Origin of the sequence: Saccharothrix sp. NRRL B-16348, assembly GCF_001280085.1 — a bacterium.
Classification (GTDB): domain Bacteria; phylum Actinomycetota; class Actinomycetes; order Mycobacteriales; family Pseudonocardiaceae; genus Actinosynnema.
In genome coordinates, this window is the sequence record NZ_LGED01000147.1 from 77,584 (window position 1) to 92,396 (window position 14,813).

Sequence of the window (14,813 nt, forward strand, 5' to 3'; positions counted from 1 at the left end):
AACGCTCAGAACAAGATCGACTGTTCTGAGCGTTGAACTCGGGGTACGCGAACGTAGGACACGCGCGACCGGAACGTAGGACACGCGCGACCGGGGGGTTCGACACGCGGTCAGATGGTGCGGACGAAGTCGTAGACGGCGGTGGAGCCGCTGTGGCCGATGCGGACGGTCTGGATCGTGGCGGCGGCGCCGGCGGCGACCACCAGGACGGCGACCACGACGGCGATCCGGCGCCACGTCTTCGGCACGGCCGGGTCGTCCGCGGCGGCGGCGCGTTCGCGGTCGGCCAGCCTGCCCGACACGAGCAGCGCCACGACCACCACGCCGAAGCCCAGCGCGAACGGCAGCAGGTCGTTGCCCAGGTCGGCGTGCCGCTGGATCAACGGGTTGCCCAGCGCCGCCATCTTCGCGTACAGCTGCTCACCCGCCCACTGCGCCAACGGCACCGAGCCGACGGCCACCAGCGTCACGCCCAGCAGGAGCCACGCGTACCGCTGCCGCCACCTCGGCACCACGGCCAGCGCGGCGGCGCTCGCCGCGGCCAGCGGGAGCAGCACCACCACCGCGTGGACCAGCAGCGGGTGCGCGGGGAGACCGAAGATCGTCACCAGGTCGTCTGCGAGTGCCATGTCTCTCCCTACGCCGGTGGGTTGCTCCCCGGTTCAGCGACATAGGGTAGTGCCGTGCTGAGGACCGATGGCAGGAACGACGACGTACTGCGCGACATCCGGATCACCCGCGGCTTCCAGCAGTGGCCCGCCGGGTCGGTGCTGATCGAGTTCGGCAACACGCGGGTGTTGTGCGCGGCCAGCGTGACCGAGGGCGTGCCGCGGTGGCGGTCCGGCTCGGGCCTCGGCTGGGTGACCGCCGAATACGCGATGCTGCCCTCCGCCACGCATACCCGCAGTGACCGCGAGTCGGTGAAAGGCCGGATCGGGGGACGCACGCACGAGATCAGCCGCCTGATCGGTCGATCACTGCGGGCGTGCATCGACCTGGCCGCGCTCGGCGAGAACACCATCGTGATCGACTGCGACGTGATCCAGGCCGACGGCGGCACCCGGACCGCCGCCATCACCGGCGCCTACGTGGCCCTGGCCGACGCCATCACCTGGTTGGGTGCCGCCGGTCGCCTGGCCGACCCCCAGCCGCTCTCGTGCGCCGTGTCGGCGGTGTCGGTCGGTGTCGTGGACGGCCGCGTGCGCCTCGACCTGCCGTACGAGGAGGACTCGCGCGCCGAGGTCGACATGAACGTCGTCGCCACGGACGCCGGCACGTTGATCGAGGTGCAGGGCACCGGCGAGGGCGCCACGTTCGCCCGGTCGACGTTGGACAAGATGCTCGACCTTGCCCTGGCCGGCTGCGCCGAGCTCAACCGCGTCCAGGCGGAGGCGCTGGCCCTGCCGTACCCCGGTGTCCTGCCCGAGCCGAAGGCGAAGAAGAAGTGAAGCTGCTGCTGGCCTCGCGGAACAAGAAGAAGCTCGGCGAACTGCGCCGCATCCTGCTGGCCGAGGGGCTGGCGGGGATCGAGGTGCTCGGCCTGGACGACGTGCCGCCGTTCCCGGAGGCCCCGGAGACCGATCCGACCTTCGAGGGCAACGCCCTGGCCAAGGCCCGTGACGCGTTCGCCGCCACCGGCCTCCCGTCGGTCGCGGACGACTCGGGCATCGCCATCGACGCGCTGAACGGCATGCCGGGCGTCCTGTCGGCCCGCTGGTCCGGCCGGCACGGTGACGACCAGGCCAACCTGGACCTGGTGCTGGGCCAACTGCGCGACGTCCCGGACGAGCGCAGGGGAGCGGCCTTCGTGTGCACGGCGGCGTTCGTGGCGGGCCCCGACGCGGAAACCGTCGTGCGCGGCGAGTGGCGCGGCACGATCACGCGTGAGCCGGCCGGCGAGAACGGCTTCGGCTACGACCCGATCTTCCGCCCTGAAGGCCACGCCGTCACCTCCGCCGAGCTGACCCCGGACCAGAAGGACGAGATCTCCCACCGCGGCCGCGCCCTGCGCCTCCTGCTCCCGCACCTGCGCGGGCTGGCTCAGCCGTAGCCGCCGGGCCCGCCGCCCCGGAAGGGAGGGGTGGCGACGCCCGGCGTTCGGTGATCAGGCGGGCAGTTCGCGCAGCAGCTTGGCCACGTGGCCGGTAGCGCGGACGTTGTACATCGCCTTCTTGATCTTCCCCTCGGGGTCGACCAGGAACGTCGACCGGATCACGCCCATGACGGTCTTGCCGTAGTTCAGCTTCTCGCCGAACGCGCCCCACTCGGCCAGCACCTTGCGGTCGACGTCGGACAGCAGCGGGAAGTTCAGGCCCTCCGCGGCGGCGAACTTGGCCAGCTTCTCCGGCTTGTCCGGCGAGATCCCGACGACCTCGTAGCCCGACGACCCGAGGTCGCCGATGCTGTCGCGGAAGTCGCACGCCTGCTTCGTGCAGCCCGGCGTGCCCGCGGCCGGGTAGAAGTAGACGACCACGGAGCGGCCGAGGTAGTCGGAAAGCGAGACGGGCTTGCCCTCGCTGTCGGGCAGCGTGAACGCCGGGGCCTGGTCGCCCGGTGACAGGCGCTTCTGCTCGGTCATGGCCCCAGACGCTACAAGGTCAGGCGACGCCCTCGAACGTCGCGCTCGGGTCCTGGTCGGCGCCGTTCGGCTCGACCACGAGCTGCAACCGCACCGGGTCGGCGGGCACCGCGAACGCGACCGTCAGCACGGTCTCCGCACCGGGGGCCACCTCGTGGACCGCGGCGCCGACGCCGTTGAGCCCCTGCACGGAGTCGCGCACCTCGGCCACCGGCTGCCCGTCGACCAACGCGCGCACGGACAGCTGGTTGGTGCGGTAGCCGGTCTTGGTGCCGTTGACCACGGTCAGCGTGAACACGGCGGTGCGCGGCGACTGCGGGAACGACGTGTCGCTCGGTCTCAGCGACTTCGGCGCGGACACGGTGACCGCCATGCCGTTGCCCCACACCCGCTGGGCGCCGAACGCCGTGAACGAGGCCGACGACGGCTCGTCGCCGCGCTGCTCGGCCACCGCGGACGGACCGGGGGGCGTGGAAATGTCGGAGGGGTCCGCACATCCCGCCATTGCCAGGCCTAGGCACACGCCGACGGCCAGTCTGGCGAACTTCACGAACCTCCCCTTCCCGCCCCGGCGGTGGGCTTGACTGCGACTGCCACCACCATGACGGTGTCGGGGGGTGCTCGGTGACCGAACAGGGGCCTTGATTCGCACCTGGTGCCTGCCTGTGGCCAAGCCGTGATGACGCACGGCTGCCCGCGTGGGCCGCGCCACACCTGGCGGCGGCGGCCACGCGGGTCGGCGGCCGAGCGATCGGGCGTGCGGAGCGCCCGGAAGTTGGGGAGCGCGTCGGGGGGCGTGCGCGCTCCACTACGATCATCGCGCCCCGTGGCCGTACCGCTACACCTATACTTCGGTCTTCACCCGTTCGGACGAACCCTGAACGGTCGAACGTCCCGTCAGCTCCGCCAGTAGTTCGTAAGACCTCAGCCGGTCCGACTGCTCGGCGACCATCGTCGTCACCATCAGCTCATCCGCCCGGGTGTCCTCCAGCAGTCGCTCCAGCTCCGCCTCGACGGTCTTCGGCGAGCCGATGACCTGCGACGCGATCCGGTCCTCGAAGATCAGCCGCTCGACGTCGGTGAACGGGTAGTCGGCGGCCTCCTGGTCGGTGGCCAGCGGACCGGGCCGCCCGCTGCGCAGCTTGACCCACGCGAGCGCGCCGGGACCGGCGATCCGGCGCGCGTGCTCGTCGGTGTCGGCCAGGATCACCGAGACGCAGACCAGCGCGTACGGCTTCGCCAGCCGTTCGGAGGGCCGGAACCGCTCGCGGTACAGGGCCAGCGCGGGCAGCGTGTTCTCGGCGCTGAAGTGGTGCGCGAACGCGAACGGCAGCCCGAGCAGGCCCGCGACCTGGGCGCTGTACCCGCTCGACCCGAGCAGGAACACGTCGGGCTTGTTGCCCTCGGCGGGCATCGCGTTGAGCTCTTCGGTGCCGTTGAAGTAGCCGGTCAGCTCGCTGAGCTGCTGCGGGAAGTCGTCCACCGAGAGCGGGCCGGTCGTGCGGCGCAACGCCTGCGCGGTGCGCTGGTCGGTGCCGGGCGCGCGGCCGATGCCGAGGTCGATGCGGCCGGGGTGCAGGGCGGACAGCGTGCCGAACTGCTCGGCCACGACCAGCGGCGGGTGGTTGGGCAGCATCACGCCGCCGGAGCCGACCCGCAGCGTGGTGGTGGCGTCGGCGACGTGGCCGATGAGGATCGCGGGCGAGGAGCTGGCGACGCCGGGCATGTTGTGGTGCTCGGCCAGCCAGAACCGGGTGAAGCCGAGCCGTTCGACGTACTGGGCCAGCTCGCGCGTGTGCTTGAGCGCCGTTCGCGCGTCCGTCGCGGTCGTGACCGTGGCGAGGTCTAGCGCGGACAGCGGCACATCGCGAAGTCGACTCATGCCTTCGACCAACGCCGAAGACCCCCGATGCCTTCCTGATGTGACGGTCACGACACCGGGAAGTGCCCGCCCCGGCGCCGGCGTTGCTCATGACATGGACGTCGTGGTCATCGGTGCAGGTCAGGCGGGGCTGTCCGCGGCCTACTTCCTCAAGCGCGCGAACCTCGACCACGTCGTGCTGGACGCCGACGCCGGTCCGGGCGGCGCGTGGCGGCACCGCTGGCCGACGTTGCGGATGGCGACCGTGCACGGCATCCACGACCTGCCGGGCATGCCGTTCGCCGAACCGGACCCGACCGCGCCCGCCAACGAGGTGCTGCCCGCCTACTTCGCCGACTTCGAACGCCGCAACGGCATCGAGGTGCGGCGGCCGGTGCGCGTGCACGCCGTCCGCGACCACGACGGCCTGCTGCGCGTGGAGACCGACAGCGGCGTCTGGGAGGCCGAGGCGCTCGTCAACGCCACCGGCACGTGGACGCGCCCGTTCTGGCCCCGTTATCCCGGCCAGGAGCTCTTCAGGGGCCGTCAGCTGCACTCCTCGCAGTACCGGGCGCCGGAGGAGTTCGCCGGGCAGCGCGTGGTCGTGGTCGGCGGCGGCACGTCGGCCGTCCAGCAGCTGCTGGAGATCGACCGGCACGCCGCGGGCACGACCTGGGTGACGCGCCGTGAGCCGGAGTTCTTCGACGAGCCGTTCACTCCGGAACTGGGTCGGGCGGTGGTCGCCAAGGTGGAGGACCGCGTCCGCCGGGGCCTGCCGCCGCGCAGCGTGGTCAGCGTGACCGGCCTGAACCTCACCCCGGCCGTCCGCGAAGCCCTCGGCACGGGCGTGCTGGCCCGCAGGCCGATGTTCGACCGGATCACCGAGGACGGCGTCGTCTGGTCCGACGGCACGCACGAGGAGGTCGACGTGATCGTGTGGGCCACGGGGTTCCGCGCCGCCCTCGACCACCTCGCCCCGCTGCACCTGCGCGGACCGGGCGGCGGCATCCGGCTGGACGGCACGAGGGTCGTCGCTGACCCGCGCGTGCACCTCGTCGGCTACGGACCGTCGGCCAGCACGGTCGGCGCCACCAGGGCGGGCCGTGCGGCGGCGCGGGAGATCAAGACGTCGCTGTCCCGCCGACAGGCCGCCTGAACAGCCGCGACGCCTTCTGCGCCAGCAGGTTCGCGCCGACGCCCAGCTTGTACCGGAGCACGTCCAGCTGGCCCACGTTGCGCCTGGCCAGGAACTCCCGGGTGGCCGCGCCGTCGAAGAACCACGGGAACAGCGACGACGGGTCGTTGAACCCCTCCCACAGCTGCTCGCCGATGTCCTCCCGGCGTGACGCGGCGAGCATCACGGTCTTCTGCTCGTCGGACAGGGGCGCGAGCAGCCCGTTGGAGAAGTCGCTGGTGTAGCAGCCGCGCTCCCACCACTCGTCGAACCTCTCGGTCAGCCACGACGCGGTGAACGGCCCGCCGTGCGCGGTCAGCTCCTCGGCGAAGAACCGGGCCATCCGGGTGGCGTTGTTCGCGCCCTGGCCGGCCAGCGGGTCGTTGAGCACGACGGCGTCGCCGAGGCCGAGCACGTGCCGCCCGGACGGCAGCACGGCGACCGGCTTGCGCACCACCGGCACGATCTGGCCCTTGATCCAGGTCACCGGGCTGGTCGGGCGCGCGGGCCGCAGGAACGCCGACTCGTGCGGGAACACGTCGTCCACCACGGTCTTGAGCACGGCCAGGCCCTCGTCGGCCGAGGTCACGTGCCCGAACAGGTCCGCGCGGCCGCCCGGCTTCGCCTCGACCACGACGCTGCGCGACTCGCCGACGTCCTTGTCGTGGAACGGGATCCAGAACACCTCCAGCGTGCCCGGCAGGAACGAGAACACGCCTTCCCGGTGCTCGGGCCGTGCCGCCAGGTCGTACTCGTGGATGTTGATCATGAACAGGCTGCGCTGCGGCTCCGAGTGCACCGACCGCGCCGGATCGCGCTCGAACAGGCCGGTCAGCGACTGGTGCCCGGCCGTGACGACCACCAGGTCGTGCGAGGCGGCCAGCCGGTCCAGCTCGTCCACGTCGACCGTGCCGATCACCACCGACACGCCTCGTGACTTCAGCTCCTCCAGCCCGGCGGAGAACTTCAACCGCTGGTCGACGGCCAGCGCGGGCTTGCGCAGCGGCGCGTCGACCGAGAACGCCAGCGAGCGGTCGTCCGTGAACAGGTCGAGGTGGATGCGCCGCATCCGGGACGCCTCGGGCCAGAAGTCCAGGCCCAGCTCAGCCTCGTACTCGACCTGGTCGCCGAACAGGCAGGCGGTCGGCCGGCCGCGGTCGCAGAGGTGGTCTTCCGCCGTCCGATCGGAGTAGAGCGTGACCCCCCATCCGGCGCGTAAGAGCGCCGCCGACAACACCAGACCCGCTTGACCTGCACCGATGACCGCTATTGTGCCCACGCCCCAAATCCTCGGTAGAGGCATGTGCGATCGCCAATAGCACAATCGGGTCGACTAGCCTCGATCTGGTGCACAGGGGGTTGCGCGCTGTGGCCGGACTGGTGCTCGGCTTCGGTTCGGCGCTGGTGGATCTGTTCGTGGTCGCGTTCGTCCGGAAGGCGGCCGTCGCGGTCGCCGGGCTGGAACGGCGGCGGCTGCGGTCGTTCCTCGGCGTCGACAGCGCCGAGCCGACGCGGGAGCAGGCGGTGCGCTACCTGGCCGTGCGCGCGCCGGTGGGCCTGTTCGGCGGGTTCGTGCTGGCCTGGCTGTTCTACGGGCTCGCGATGGGCGTCATCGTCGTCTACCGGCTGTTCGCCGGCGGCCCGCGCAGCGGCCTCGACCCGTCCGACGACTGGACCGCGTTCCTGTGGACGGGGCTGATCGGCGTCGTCCTGCTCTACATCGAGGTGCAGGGCATCATCGGCGTGGTCGCGCTGGAGGGGAAAGTCGCCCGGCGCTGGCTCGGCCCGAGCGAGGCCGAGCTGCTGCGCCTGCGCATCGACGAGCTGGCCGAGAGCCGGGCGGGCATCGTGGCCGCCGTCGACGCCGAGCGCAGGCGCATCGAACGCGACCTGCACGACGGCGTGCAGCAGCGGCTGGTCGCGCTGGGCATGCTGCTCGGCCGCGCCCGCCGCAACCCCGACCACGCCGACGACCTGCTGGCGCAGGCGCACGAGGAGTCCCGGCACGTGCTGGAGGACCTGCGGGAGGTGGCCTGGCGGGTCTACCCGGCGGCGCTGGACTCGTTGGGCCTGGTCGAGGCGTTGGAGGCGGTGGCGGACCGGTCCGCGATCCCGGTGCGGATCCGGTGCGCGCCCCTGACCGCGGCGTCGCAGGTGGAGACCGCGGTGTACTTCGTGGTCTGCGAGGCGGTGACGAACGCGGCCAAGCACTCGGGTGCGACCATGATCGGCGTGGACATCACCGAGGAGGCGGGCGCGGTGCGGGTGCGGGTCGTGGACGACGGCGTCGGGGGAGCGGACCCGGCGGGCGGCGGGCTGGCCGGCCTGTCCCGGCGGGTGCTCGCGCTGGACGGCACGTTCGACGTGACGAGCCCGGTCGGCGGTCCCACGGTGATCACCGCGGACGTGCCGTGCGGGTGATCCTGGCCGAGGACTCGACGTTGCTGCGCGAAGGGCTGGTGCGGCTGCTGGTCGAGGAGGGCCACGACGTGCTCGCCGCCGTCGGTGACGCGGAAGCCCTGATCAGCGCCGTGGCGGCGCACCGGCCGGACGTCGTGGTGACCGACGTGCGGATGCCGCCGACGAACTCCGACGAGGGGCTGAAGGCCGCGCTGGAGATCCGCAGGCGGTTCCCCGGCGTCGGCGTGCTGGTGCTGTCGCAGTACGTCGAGCAGCGCTACGCCGTCGACCTGCTCACCGAGCACGCCGACGGCGTGGGCTACCTGCTCAAGGACCGGGTGGTCCAGGTGGAGGAGTTCCTGGACGCGCTGCGCCGGGTCGGCGCGGGCGACGTGGCGTTCGACCCGGAGGTGGTGCGGCGGCTGCTCGCCCGCACGACCCACCCGCTCGACGTGCTGACCGAACGGGAGCGCCAGGTGTTGGCGCACATGGCCGAGGGCCACACGAACAACGCGATCGCGTCCCGCCTGCACGTGTCGCGCAGCGCGGTGGAGAAGCACATCAACTCGATCTTCGACAAGCTCGGCTTGTCCGATGTGGACGGTTACAGCAGGCGGGTGCTGGCGATCCTGCGCTACCTGCGGGCCTGAGCCTCCTCGTCCCGCTTCTTCTTCTGCGTCACGCGCGACACCACGAACCAGCCGACGGCCAGCACGACCAGTCCGATCACGACCTTCGACACGATGCCCATGTACTGCTCGACGAGGTGGTAGTTCGCGCCGAGCACGTACCCGGCGAGGATGAGCGCGGTGTTCCAGATCAGGCTGCCCGCGGCGGTCAGCAGCACGAAACCGGGCAACGGCATCCGCTCCACGCCCGCCGGGATCGAGATGAGGCTGCGGAAGATCGGCACCATCCGGCCGAAGAACACCGTCGCCTTGCCGTGCCGGGCGAACCACTCCTCCGTCCGGTCCACATCGGACACCTTGACCAGCGGCAGCCGTTGTGCGACGGCCCTGATCCGGTCACGGCCGAGCAGCGCGCCCAGGTAGTACAGCGCGAGCGCGCCGGCGACCGACCCGGTGGTGGTCCACACGATCGCGCCGAGCAGGCTCATCCCGCCCTGGCTCGCGGTGAAGCCGGCCAGCGGCAGGAACAGCTCGCTCGGCAGTGGTGGGAAGAGGTTCTCCAGCGCGATCGCGATCCCGGCGCCGGGCGCGCCGAGCGCTTCCATCAGGTCGGTGACCCACGAGACGACATCCATGATCCCAAGTTACGAACGCGCCGACACCGCCACCATGAAGCCGACCGCACACCGGGGTGTGGAAAACCTCAGTTCCCGGCCGCGGCGTGCGCGGCGAGACCCTTGGCGTACCGCGTGATCACGGCTTGGAGCACCACGCGGTAGAACCACCCCGTCCCGGGCGTCTTCGGCTCGAACGACGAGTGCCAGCGGATCGCCGTGCCGCCGCCGTCCGGCGCGAGGTCGATGAACGCCTGGTAGTCGCGAATGGCGAGACCCGACAGCAGGACGTAACCCACCCGCCGGTTCGGCGTCAGTTCGACGACCTCCTCCCTCGTGAGCGCCTTGCGGCCTTTGTTGTGGAATACCCGGACCTCGCCGACGCCATTCGCGTCACCCGCGCGTTCCCGCTCGTACCGCACCACCGGCGACCACTCGGGCCACGTCGAACTGTCCGCGGCCAGGCGGTAAACCTCTGCCGGCGGCGCCTCGCTGCGCACGTGGACGTCCACTCTCTGTACCATGCGGTACATGTACCATCTGGTACATGCCGGAACAAGGGGCTTCCCGGGAACGCCTGCTCGCCGCCGTGGTCGACCACCTGGCCGAGCACGGCCTGGCCGGCGTGAGCCTGCGCCGCCTCGCCGAGGCCGCGGGCACGAGCCACCGCATGCTCATCTACCACTTCGGCTCCATGGAGGGCCTGCTGGTCGAGGTCGTGCGGCTGGTCGAGGAGCGGCAACGCGCCGTGCTGGCCTCCCTGCCGACCGACGACCCGGCGGAGGCCGCGCGCGCGTTCTGGCGCACGCTCACCGACCCGTCCCTGCGCGCCCACGAACGCCTGTTCTTCGAGCTCTACGCCCAAGCCGCCCAGGGCCGCCCCGGCACCACACCGCTGCTGGACGGCATCGTCACCGACTGGCTCGAACCGGTCGCCGCCATCCAGCGCACCCTGGGCCACCCGCCCGACGTCGCCGACGCCCGCGCCCGCCTGGGCCTGGCCGTCGCCCGCGGCCTCCTCCTGGACCTGATCGCCACCGACGACCTCCCCGCCGTCAACGCCGCCATGGACCACTTCATCACCCTGATGACCTCTTAACCCTCGAGAGTCCTACGTTCAGAACGCGCGTGTCCTACGTTCGCGTCGCGCGTGTCCTACGTTCAGAACACCTGAATTCAACGCTCAGGCGCGCCGGCGGAGGTTCGCGAGCGTTGAACTCAGGTGCCGTGAACGTAGGACTCTCGAGGCGTGGACGTAGGACTCTCGCGGGGGACGTAGGATCGGTCGGCGTGAAGCGGATCCCGGTGGTCGTGGTGGCGGGGTTCCTCGGCTCCGGCAAGACGACGTTGCTCAACCACCTGCTCGGCGGCAGCCGGGGCACGCGGGTCGGGGTGGTGGTCAACGACTTCGGCGCCATCGGCATCGACGCGATGAGCGTGGCCGGGCAGGTCGACTCCACCGTGTCGCTGAGCAACGGGTGCCTGTGCTGCGCCGTGGACGTGAGCGAACTCGACGAGATGCTGGCCAAGCTCGACTCGCTGGTGGACGTCATCGTCATCGAGGCGAGCGGCCTGGCCGAACCGCAGGCCATGGCACGGATGGTGCTCGCGAGCGAGAACCCGCGCCTGACGTACGGCGGCCTGGTGCTGCTGGTCGACGCGGCGGAGTTCCCCGACGACCTGGCCAGGCACGTGCGCGTGGCGGACCTGGTGGTGCTGAACAAGGTCGACCGCGTCACGGACCCGGCGGCGCTCGCGGCCGAGATCGACCGGCTCAAGCCGGGCGTGCCCGTGGTCCGGTCGTCGTTCGGCCGCGTCGACCCGGCCCTGCTGTTCGACCCACGCCCGCGCGAGCGGTTCGGCCAGCTGTCGTTCGAGGACCTGCTCGACGAAGAGCACGACCACGTGCGCTACGACAGCGTGGAGTTCACCGGCGGCGCGATGAACCCGTTGCGGCTCATGGCGTTCCTCGACGCGCGACCCAAGGGCCTGTACCGGATCAAGGGCTTCGTGCGGTTCGACGTGCCCGGCCACCGGCAGCGGTTCAGCCTGCACACCGTGGGCGCGTTCCTGCGGTTCGAACGCTCGGCGTGGCCGGGACCGCGGCGCACCGAACTCGTCCTGATCGGCACGGGCCTCGACGTCGCCGCGATCCGCGCCGACCTGGCCGCCTGCGAGGAGCCGGACCCGGCCGCCGTCGACCCGCAGTCGATGCTGGAAGTCCTGCGCTACACGGCGTGAGCGACCCGCGGGCCCTCGGCGCCGGGAACGCCGAGGGCCGTCGGTGGATGACGTGGGCTCGGAGAGACTCGAACTCTCACTGGCACGGACCTAAACCGTGTGCCTCTGCCAATTGGGCTACGAGCCCGTCGGCGCAAGCTTATCGGCAGGCTTCAGCAGCCCGATGCCGAGGGACACCACGCCCGCCGCCAGGCTCAGGCCGCCGAGGTAGAGCAGCACGATCAGGCCGTTCGCCCGCGTCACGCCCTCGCCCATGGCGGAGAAGAAGAACCCGGCGGGCATGAGGATCGCGGCGACCGGCACGCCGAGCCGGGTCACCCAGCCCCACGGCCCGCGTACGTCCGCCGCGTCGGCGTACAGCAGGCACACCAGCCCGAGGATCAGCAGCACGCCGGCGTGCGCGTGACCGGCGCGGAAGAACGACTGCTGGAACTCGGTCAGCTCCACCTCGCCCTGCGCCACGGTGGTCAGGAACCGACCGCCGAACTCGACGCCGACGACGCTCGGCAACAGCACGCCCGCCAGTCGACGGGACGCGGGTGACAACCGGATGGCGGCCATGACGCTCCTCCACTTGAATGGAAACAGCGTTATAGAAGCACCCGTCGGCCGGTCAGGTCAACGTGGTTCCCGCGTCTCAACTACGGTTGTGACCAAGGAGCAGGTAGGAGGAGATGTGGCCCGCGATCCCGACACCATCCAGCGCGAGATCGAGCAGGCTCGTGACGCGCTGGCCGTGACCCTCGACGAGCTGGGGACGAGGGCGAATCCCCAGCGCTTCGTCGAGTCCGGCAAGGAGAGCGTGCGCGCGAAGCTCGACGAACCCAAGGTCCGGTACTCGCTGATCGCGGTGGCCGTGCTCATCGGGTTCGCCTTGCTGCGCAAGCTGTTCCGCTGAAGGTGCGCTACTGCCCCTTGGCGACGAGGGGCATCAGCACCTGTTCCACCACGCGGTCGACGAACGGCAGGTCCAGCGGGTCTCCGGTGAGCATCAACCGGTAGATCAGGGCCGCGCCCGCGATCTCGACCGCCATGCCGCGCGGCGCGTCCTGGCGGAGTTCACCGCGCTCTTCCGCGCGGTCCAGGATGCGCCGCAGCACGTCCCGCTGCGCGGTCAGGAACGTGCCGCGGAACGCCGAGGCGAGTTCCGGCTCGTGCGGCAGCTCGCCGACGAGCGCCTGCGCCGCCTTGCCGACCGGTCCGGACAGGAACGCGGCGAACGCGCTCAGGAACTCGCGCAGGTCGCCGGCGAGCGAACCGGTGTCCGGCTCGGCCAGGTTCTGCTGCGCCAGCTGCGTGCAGGTGTCGATCACCAGGTCGAGCTTGGACTCCCACCGCCGGTAGATGGTCGCCTTGCCCGCACGGGCGCGCGCCGCGACGGCGTCCATCGTCAGCGCGCGGTACCCGACTTCGGCCATCACCTCCAGCGCGGCCTGACGCAACGCGTCGTCCCGGCTGGCGTCCCTCGGTCTGCCTCGCTGCGGGGTCCGAGTCGCCCCGCTGTACACCGGTGTGGCCATTTCGCGCTCCTGTCGCCTTTGGCCGGACATCCTAGGCCGGATGCGCCCCGAATCAGGCTCAGATCATCTTCTCGGCCGCCGCGCCGCTTCGGGTTCACCCCGTCGGTGGTGGCACGAGACCCGCCCGGGTGTGGAGGTACGCGACCGAGAACGCGAGCGCGTCGCCCTCCAGCAGGTGCACGACGGCCCGCGGCGAGCGCCCGATCGCGATCTCCTCGACCAGTTGGTCGGCGGCCAGTCTGGCGGCGATCAGCCCTGGTGCGGTGGCGTCGAGTTCCTTGCCGGCGGCGCGCACGGTGACCGCCCAGTCGTCGCCGTCGCGTCGGTAGTTCGCGGTGATGGGGAGTGTGGTCATGCCAGGCCTTCCGTCGGTCGTTGCGCCTATCTGACCGGCGTTTGGCTTTCGGTGCGGGCTCATTCCTTCGATCGTGTGAGCACCCGGCGGGCGGCGGCGCAACCCCAGTGTCGTCACCCGATCGGGGATTCGAATACGGTGCACCCACCGTGCATGAGCCGTAACACGCGGCTACCGGCCGCCGATAGGCCATTTGGAGCAATGTCCCGGGTTTGAGAGGTCCTGATGAGCCGTCGAGTGGTCGTTCTGGTGTGCCTTGCGCTGGGGTTGGCGGTCGCGCCGGGTGTGGCGTCGGCCGACCCGCCGTGGCACGTGCCGGACGGGTGGGCCGACCAGGTCCGGGGTGACGTCTGCAAGCACCGCGGCGACCCTCCGTGCCACACGCCGACCACGACCACCACGTGCACGACGACCACGGCGCCGTCGACCGGCGGGACGTCGACCGGCACCTCCACGGGCGTGACCACCACGACGACCGCCGTGTCCGGCACGTCCGCGACGTCCGTGACCAGCACGGACGTCGGCGGGACCACGACCGCGACGACCACCTCGACGTCGAACGCGGGAGCCACCACCGGGGCGACCGGAGCGTTCGTCGCCACCGTGCCCGCCGGTGCGCCACCGGCTCCCCGGGTCGCGGTGGCGTCCGCGAACCAGGCGTTGGCGGACACGGGCGCCGCGCCACTGTGGACCGGCGTCGGCGGCCTGGCCGTGCTGCTCGCCGGCGCGGTGCTGCTGCTGCTCAGCCGCCGTCGTCGAGCCTGACCGTGAGCCGGCTCGCCACACCCCGCCACACGACGTCCATGACGTAGGCGGTCGCGAGCGCGGGCCCCACCTCGGGCCTGCGCTCGCACCACAGCGCCAGCCGTTCGGTCGAACCGACCACGATCTCGGCGAACGCCTCGGCCTCCACGGCGTCCACATCGGAGTCGAAGCTGCCGATCACGGCCGCGATCAGGTCGGTCTGCTGCCGCCGGATGCCCTCGACCTCCTCGACGGCCGACGGCACGGTGATCGCCGCCTCCTGCCGCAGCAACGCCCACGACTGCTTGTGCTCGGCGATGAACTCGAAGAACGCCATCAGGCCGCGCCGCAGGATCTCCTCGGGGCCGTCCGCGCCGGTGATCGCCTGCTGGGTGCGGTCGAGCAGTTCCGTGCGCGCCCGGTGGATGCAGCCGATGAGCAGGCCCTCCTTGGAGCCGAAGTACTCGTAGAGCATCGGCTTCGACACTCCGACCCGTTCGGCGATCTCGTCCATCGACGCCGCCAGGTACCCGCGTTCGGCGAAGACGCCCTCGGCGATGTCGAGCATCTGCGCCTTGCGCTCGGCCTTGGGCATCCGCCGGCGGCGCGGCTCGGTCGTGGTCACGAAGTCCAGACTACCGGAGGTAACTTACTTCGAGTAACCTACTGGAGAGTATGTAGGGCGAATCTGGAGGAG

At 71.2% G+C, this 14,813-nt stretch carries 20 protein-coding genes and 1 tRNA gene; 9 read left to right on the forward strand and 12 right to left on the reverse strand.

Annotated elements, in window-relative coordinates; all coding sequences use genetic code 11:
* Positions 1 to 110: 110 nt before the first annotated feature.
* Entirely contained in the window at positions 111 to 629 is a 519-nt protein-coding gene (locus ADK67_RS15350) for a DUF2231 domain-containing protein (protein ID WP_053717110.1), read from the reverse strand.
* A 54-nt stretch (positions 630 to 683) separates the two neighbouring features.
* On the opposite strand from ADK67_RS15350, the gene rph reads away from it, so the two are divergent.
* On the forward strand, positions 684 to 1,448 hold the full coding sequence (gene rph / locus ADK67_RS15355) for a ribonuclease PH (protein WP_053717111.1): 765 nt from the start codon (positions 684 to 686) through the stop codon (positions 1,446 to 1,448).
* The gene (gene rdgB / locus ADK67_RS15360; protein ID WP_053717112.1) at positions 1,445 to 2,050 is read left to right on the forward strand and encodes an RdgB/HAM1 family non-canonical purine NTP pyrophosphatase; all 606 of its coding nucleotides are present in this window, start codon (positions 1,445 to 1,447) and stop codon (positions 2,048 to 2,050) included. The genes rph and rdgB overlap by 4 nt, the downstream gene beginning before the upstream one ends.
* Positions 2,051 to 2,104: 54 nt before the next feature.
* On the opposite strand, the gene bcp is transcribed toward rdgB, so the two are convergent.
* The 3 genes from bcp to ADK67_RS15375 form a co-directional block, all read right to left on the reverse strand.
* The gene (gene bcp, locus ADK67_RS15365; protein ID WP_053717113.1) at positions 2,105 to 2,578 is read right to left on the reverse strand and encodes a thioredoxin-dependent thiol peroxidase; all 474 of its coding nucleotides are present in this window, start codon (positions 2,576 to 2,578) and stop codon (positions 2,105 to 2,107) included.
* 19 nt (positions 2,579 to 2,597) lie between these two features.
* Positions 2,598 to 3,128: a hypothetical protein gene (locus ADK67_RS15370; protein ID WP_053717114.1), complete on the reverse strand. Its 531-nt coding sequence runs from the start codon at positions 3,126 to 3,128 to the stop codon at positions 2,598 to 2,600.
* 294 nt (positions 3,129 to 3,422) lie between these two features.
* Positions 3,423 to 4,460, reverse strand: a complete 1,038-nt coding sequence (locus ADK67_RS15375) for an LLM class flavin-dependent oxidoreductase (RefSeq protein WP_053717115.1) — start codon at positions 4,458 to 4,460, stop codon at positions 3,423 to 3,425.
* Between the two features lie 94 nt (positions 4,461 to 4,554).
* Here ADK67_RS15375 and ADK67_RS15380 point away from each other — a divergent pair, with 94 nt between their 5' ends.
* On the forward strand, positions 4,555 to 5,595 hold the full coding sequence (locus ADK67_RS15380; protein WP_053717116.1) for an FAD-dependent oxidoreductase: 1,041 nt from the start codon (positions 4,555 to 4,557) through the stop codon (positions 5,593 to 5,595).
* On the opposite strand, the gene ADK67_RS15385 is transcribed toward ADK67_RS15380, so the two are convergent.
* Positions 5,561 to 6,892 (reverse strand): styrene monooxygenase/indole monooxygenase family protein, encoded by a 1,332-nt coding sequence (locus tag ADK67_RS15385; protein WP_157620418.1) that lies wholly within the window; start codon positions 6,890 to 6,892, stop codon positions 5,561 to 5,563. The genes ADK67_RS15380 and ADK67_RS15385 overlap by 35 nt on opposite strands.
* A 68-nt stretch (positions 6,893 to 6,960) precedes the next feature.
* On the opposite strand from ADK67_RS15385, the gene ADK67_RS15390 reads away from it, so the two are divergent.
* Both ADK67_RS15390 and ADK67_RS15395 read left to right on the forward strand, forming a co-directional pair.
* A complete protein-coding gene (locus ADK67_RS15390) occupies positions 6,961 to 8,034 on the forward strand; it encodes a sensor histidine kinase (RefSeq protein ID WP_053717118.1) in 1,074 nt (357 codons plus the stop codon).
* Entirely contained in the window at positions 8,025 to 8,663 is a 639-nt protein-coding gene (locus tag ADK67_RS15395) for a response regulator transcription factor (RefSeq protein WP_053717119.1), read from the forward strand. The genes ADK67_RS15390 and ADK67_RS15395 overlap by 10 nt, the downstream gene beginning before the upstream one ends.
* Here the strand turns inward: ADK67_RS15395 and ADK67_RS15400 are convergent.
* Complete coding sequence (locus tag ADK67_RS15400; protein WP_053717120.1) at positions 8,648 to 9,277, reverse strand: DedA family protein; 630 nt, start codon at positions 9,275 to 9,277, stop codon at positions 8,648 to 8,650. The two genes, ADK67_RS15395 and ADK67_RS15400, sit on opposite strands and share 16 nt — an antisense overlap.
* Before the next feature lie 68 nt (positions 9,278 to 9,345).
* Positions 9,346 to 9,780, reverse strand: a complete 435-nt coding sequence (locus tag ADK67_RS15405) for an SRPBCC family protein (RefSeq protein WP_053717152.1) — start codon at positions 9,778 to 9,780, stop codon at positions 9,346 to 9,348.
* Positions 9,781 to 9,803: 23 nt separating this feature from the next.
* On the opposite strand from ADK67_RS15405, the gene ADK67_RS15410 reads away from it, so the two are divergent.
* Positions 9,804 to 10,355, forward strand: coding sequence for a TetR/AcrR family transcriptional regulator (locus tag ADK67_RS15410; protein ID WP_053717121.1), 552 nt, complete (start codon positions 9,804 to 9,806; stop codon positions 10,353 to 10,355).
* Between the two features lie 191 nt (positions 10,356 to 10,546).
* Entirely contained in the window at positions 10,547 to 11,497 is a 951-nt protein-coding gene (locus ADK67_RS15415) for a CobW family GTP-binding protein (protein WP_053717122.1), read from the forward strand.
* A 53-nt stretch (positions 11,498 to 11,550) separates the two neighbouring features.
* Here the strand turns inward: ADK67_RS15415 and ADK67_RS15420 are convergent.
* Together ADK67_RS15420 and ADK67_RS15425 are read right to left on the reverse strand one after the other, a co-directional pair.
* A tRNA-Leu gene (locus ADK67_RS15420) sits at positions 11,551 to 11,624 on the reverse strand.
* Positions 11,615 to 12,058, reverse strand: coding sequence for a hypothetical protein (locus tag ADK67_RS15425; RefSeq protein WP_053717153.1), 444 nt, complete (start codon positions 12,056 to 12,058; stop codon positions 11,615 to 11,617). The genes ADK67_RS15420 and ADK67_RS15425 overlap by 10 nt, the downstream gene beginning before the upstream one ends.
* Positions 12,059 to 12,173: 115 nt before the next feature.
* On the opposite strand from ADK67_RS15425, the gene ADK67_RS15430 reads away from it, so the two are divergent.
* A complete protein-coding gene (locus ADK67_RS15430) occupies positions 12,174 to 12,395 on the forward strand; it encodes a DUF3618 domain-containing protein (RefSeq protein ID WP_053717123.1) in 222 nt (73 codons plus the stop codon).
* A gap of 7 nt (positions 12,396 to 12,402) precedes the next feature.
* Here ADK67_RS15430 and ADK67_RS15435 read toward each other — a convergent pair whose 3' ends face one another.
* On the reverse strand, positions 12,403 to 13,017 hold the full coding sequence (locus tag ADK67_RS15435; RefSeq protein ID WP_053717124.1) for a TetR/AcrR family transcriptional regulator: 615 nt from the start codon (positions 13,015 to 13,017) through the stop codon (positions 12,403 to 12,405).
* 94 nt (positions 13,018 to 13,111) lie between these two features.
* Complete coding sequence (locus ADK67_RS15440; protein ID WP_053717125.1) at positions 13,112 to 13,372, reverse strand: hypothetical protein; 261 nt, start codon at positions 13,370 to 13,372, stop codon at positions 13,112 to 13,114.
* A 237-nt stretch (positions 13,373 to 13,609) separates the two neighbouring features.
* Between ADK67_RS15440 and ADK67_RS15445 the strand changes: the two genes are divergently transcribed.
* The gene (locus tag ADK67_RS15445) at positions 13,610 to 14,137 is read left to right on the forward strand and encodes an LPXTG cell wall anchor domain-containing protein (protein WP_053717126.1); all 528 of its coding nucleotides are present in this window, start codon (positions 13,610 to 13,612) and stop codon (positions 14,135 to 14,137) included.
* On the opposite strand, the gene ADK67_RS15450 is transcribed toward ADK67_RS15445, so the two are convergent.
* Entirely contained in the window at positions 14,115 to 14,741 is a 627-nt protein-coding gene (locus tag ADK67_RS15450; RefSeq protein ID WP_231648196.1) for a TetR/AcrR family transcriptional regulator, read from the reverse strand. The genes ADK67_RS15445 and ADK67_RS15450 overlap by 23 nt on opposite strands.
* Positions 14,742 to 14,813: the final 72 nt, after the last annotated feature.

Excerpts from the sequence above, each read along its gene's own strand:
- ADK67_RS15350 (WP_053717110.1), bottom strand. The coding sequence starts at position 629 with ATGGCACTCGCAGACGACCTGGTGACGATCTTCGGTCTCCCCGCGCAC.
- bcp (WP_053717113.1), bottom strand. The coding sequence starts at position 2,578 with ATGACCGAGCAGAAGCGCCTGTCACCGGGCGACCAGGCCCCGGCGTTC.
- ADK67_RS15375 (WP_053717115.1), bottom strand. The coding sequence starts at position 4,460 with ATGAGTCGACTTCGCGATGTGCCGCTGTCCGCGCTAGACCTCGCCACG.
- ADK67_RS15380 (WP_053717116.1), top strand. The coding sequence starts at position 4,555 with ATGGACGTCGTGGTCATCGGTGCAGGTCAGGCGGGGCTGTCCGCGGCC.
- ADK67_RS15400 (WP_053717120.1), bottom strand. The coding sequence starts at position 9,277 with ATGGATGTCGTCTCGTGGGTCACCGACCTGATGGAAGCGCTCGGCGCG.
- ADK67_RS15405 (WP_053717152.1), bottom strand. The coding sequence starts at position 9,780 with ATGGTACAGAGAGTGGACGTCCACGTGCGCAGCGAGGCGCCGCCGGCA.
- ADK67_RS15410 (WP_053717121.1), top strand. The coding sequence starts at position 9,804 with ATGCCGGAACAAGGGGCTTCCCGGGAACGCCTGCTCGCCGCCGTGGTC.
- ADK67_RS15425 (WP_053717153.1), bottom strand. The coding sequence starts at position 12,058 with ATGGCCGCCATCCGGTTGTCACCCGCGTCCCGTCGACTGGCGGGCGTG.
- ADK67_RS15435 (WP_053717124.1), bottom strand. The coding sequence starts at position 13,017 with ATGGCCACACCGGTGTACAGCGGGGCGACTCGGACCCCGCAGCGAGGC.
- ADK67_RS15440 (WP_053717125.1), bottom strand. The coding sequence starts at position 13,372 with ATGACCACACTCCCCATCACCGCGAACTACCGACGCGACGGCGACGAC.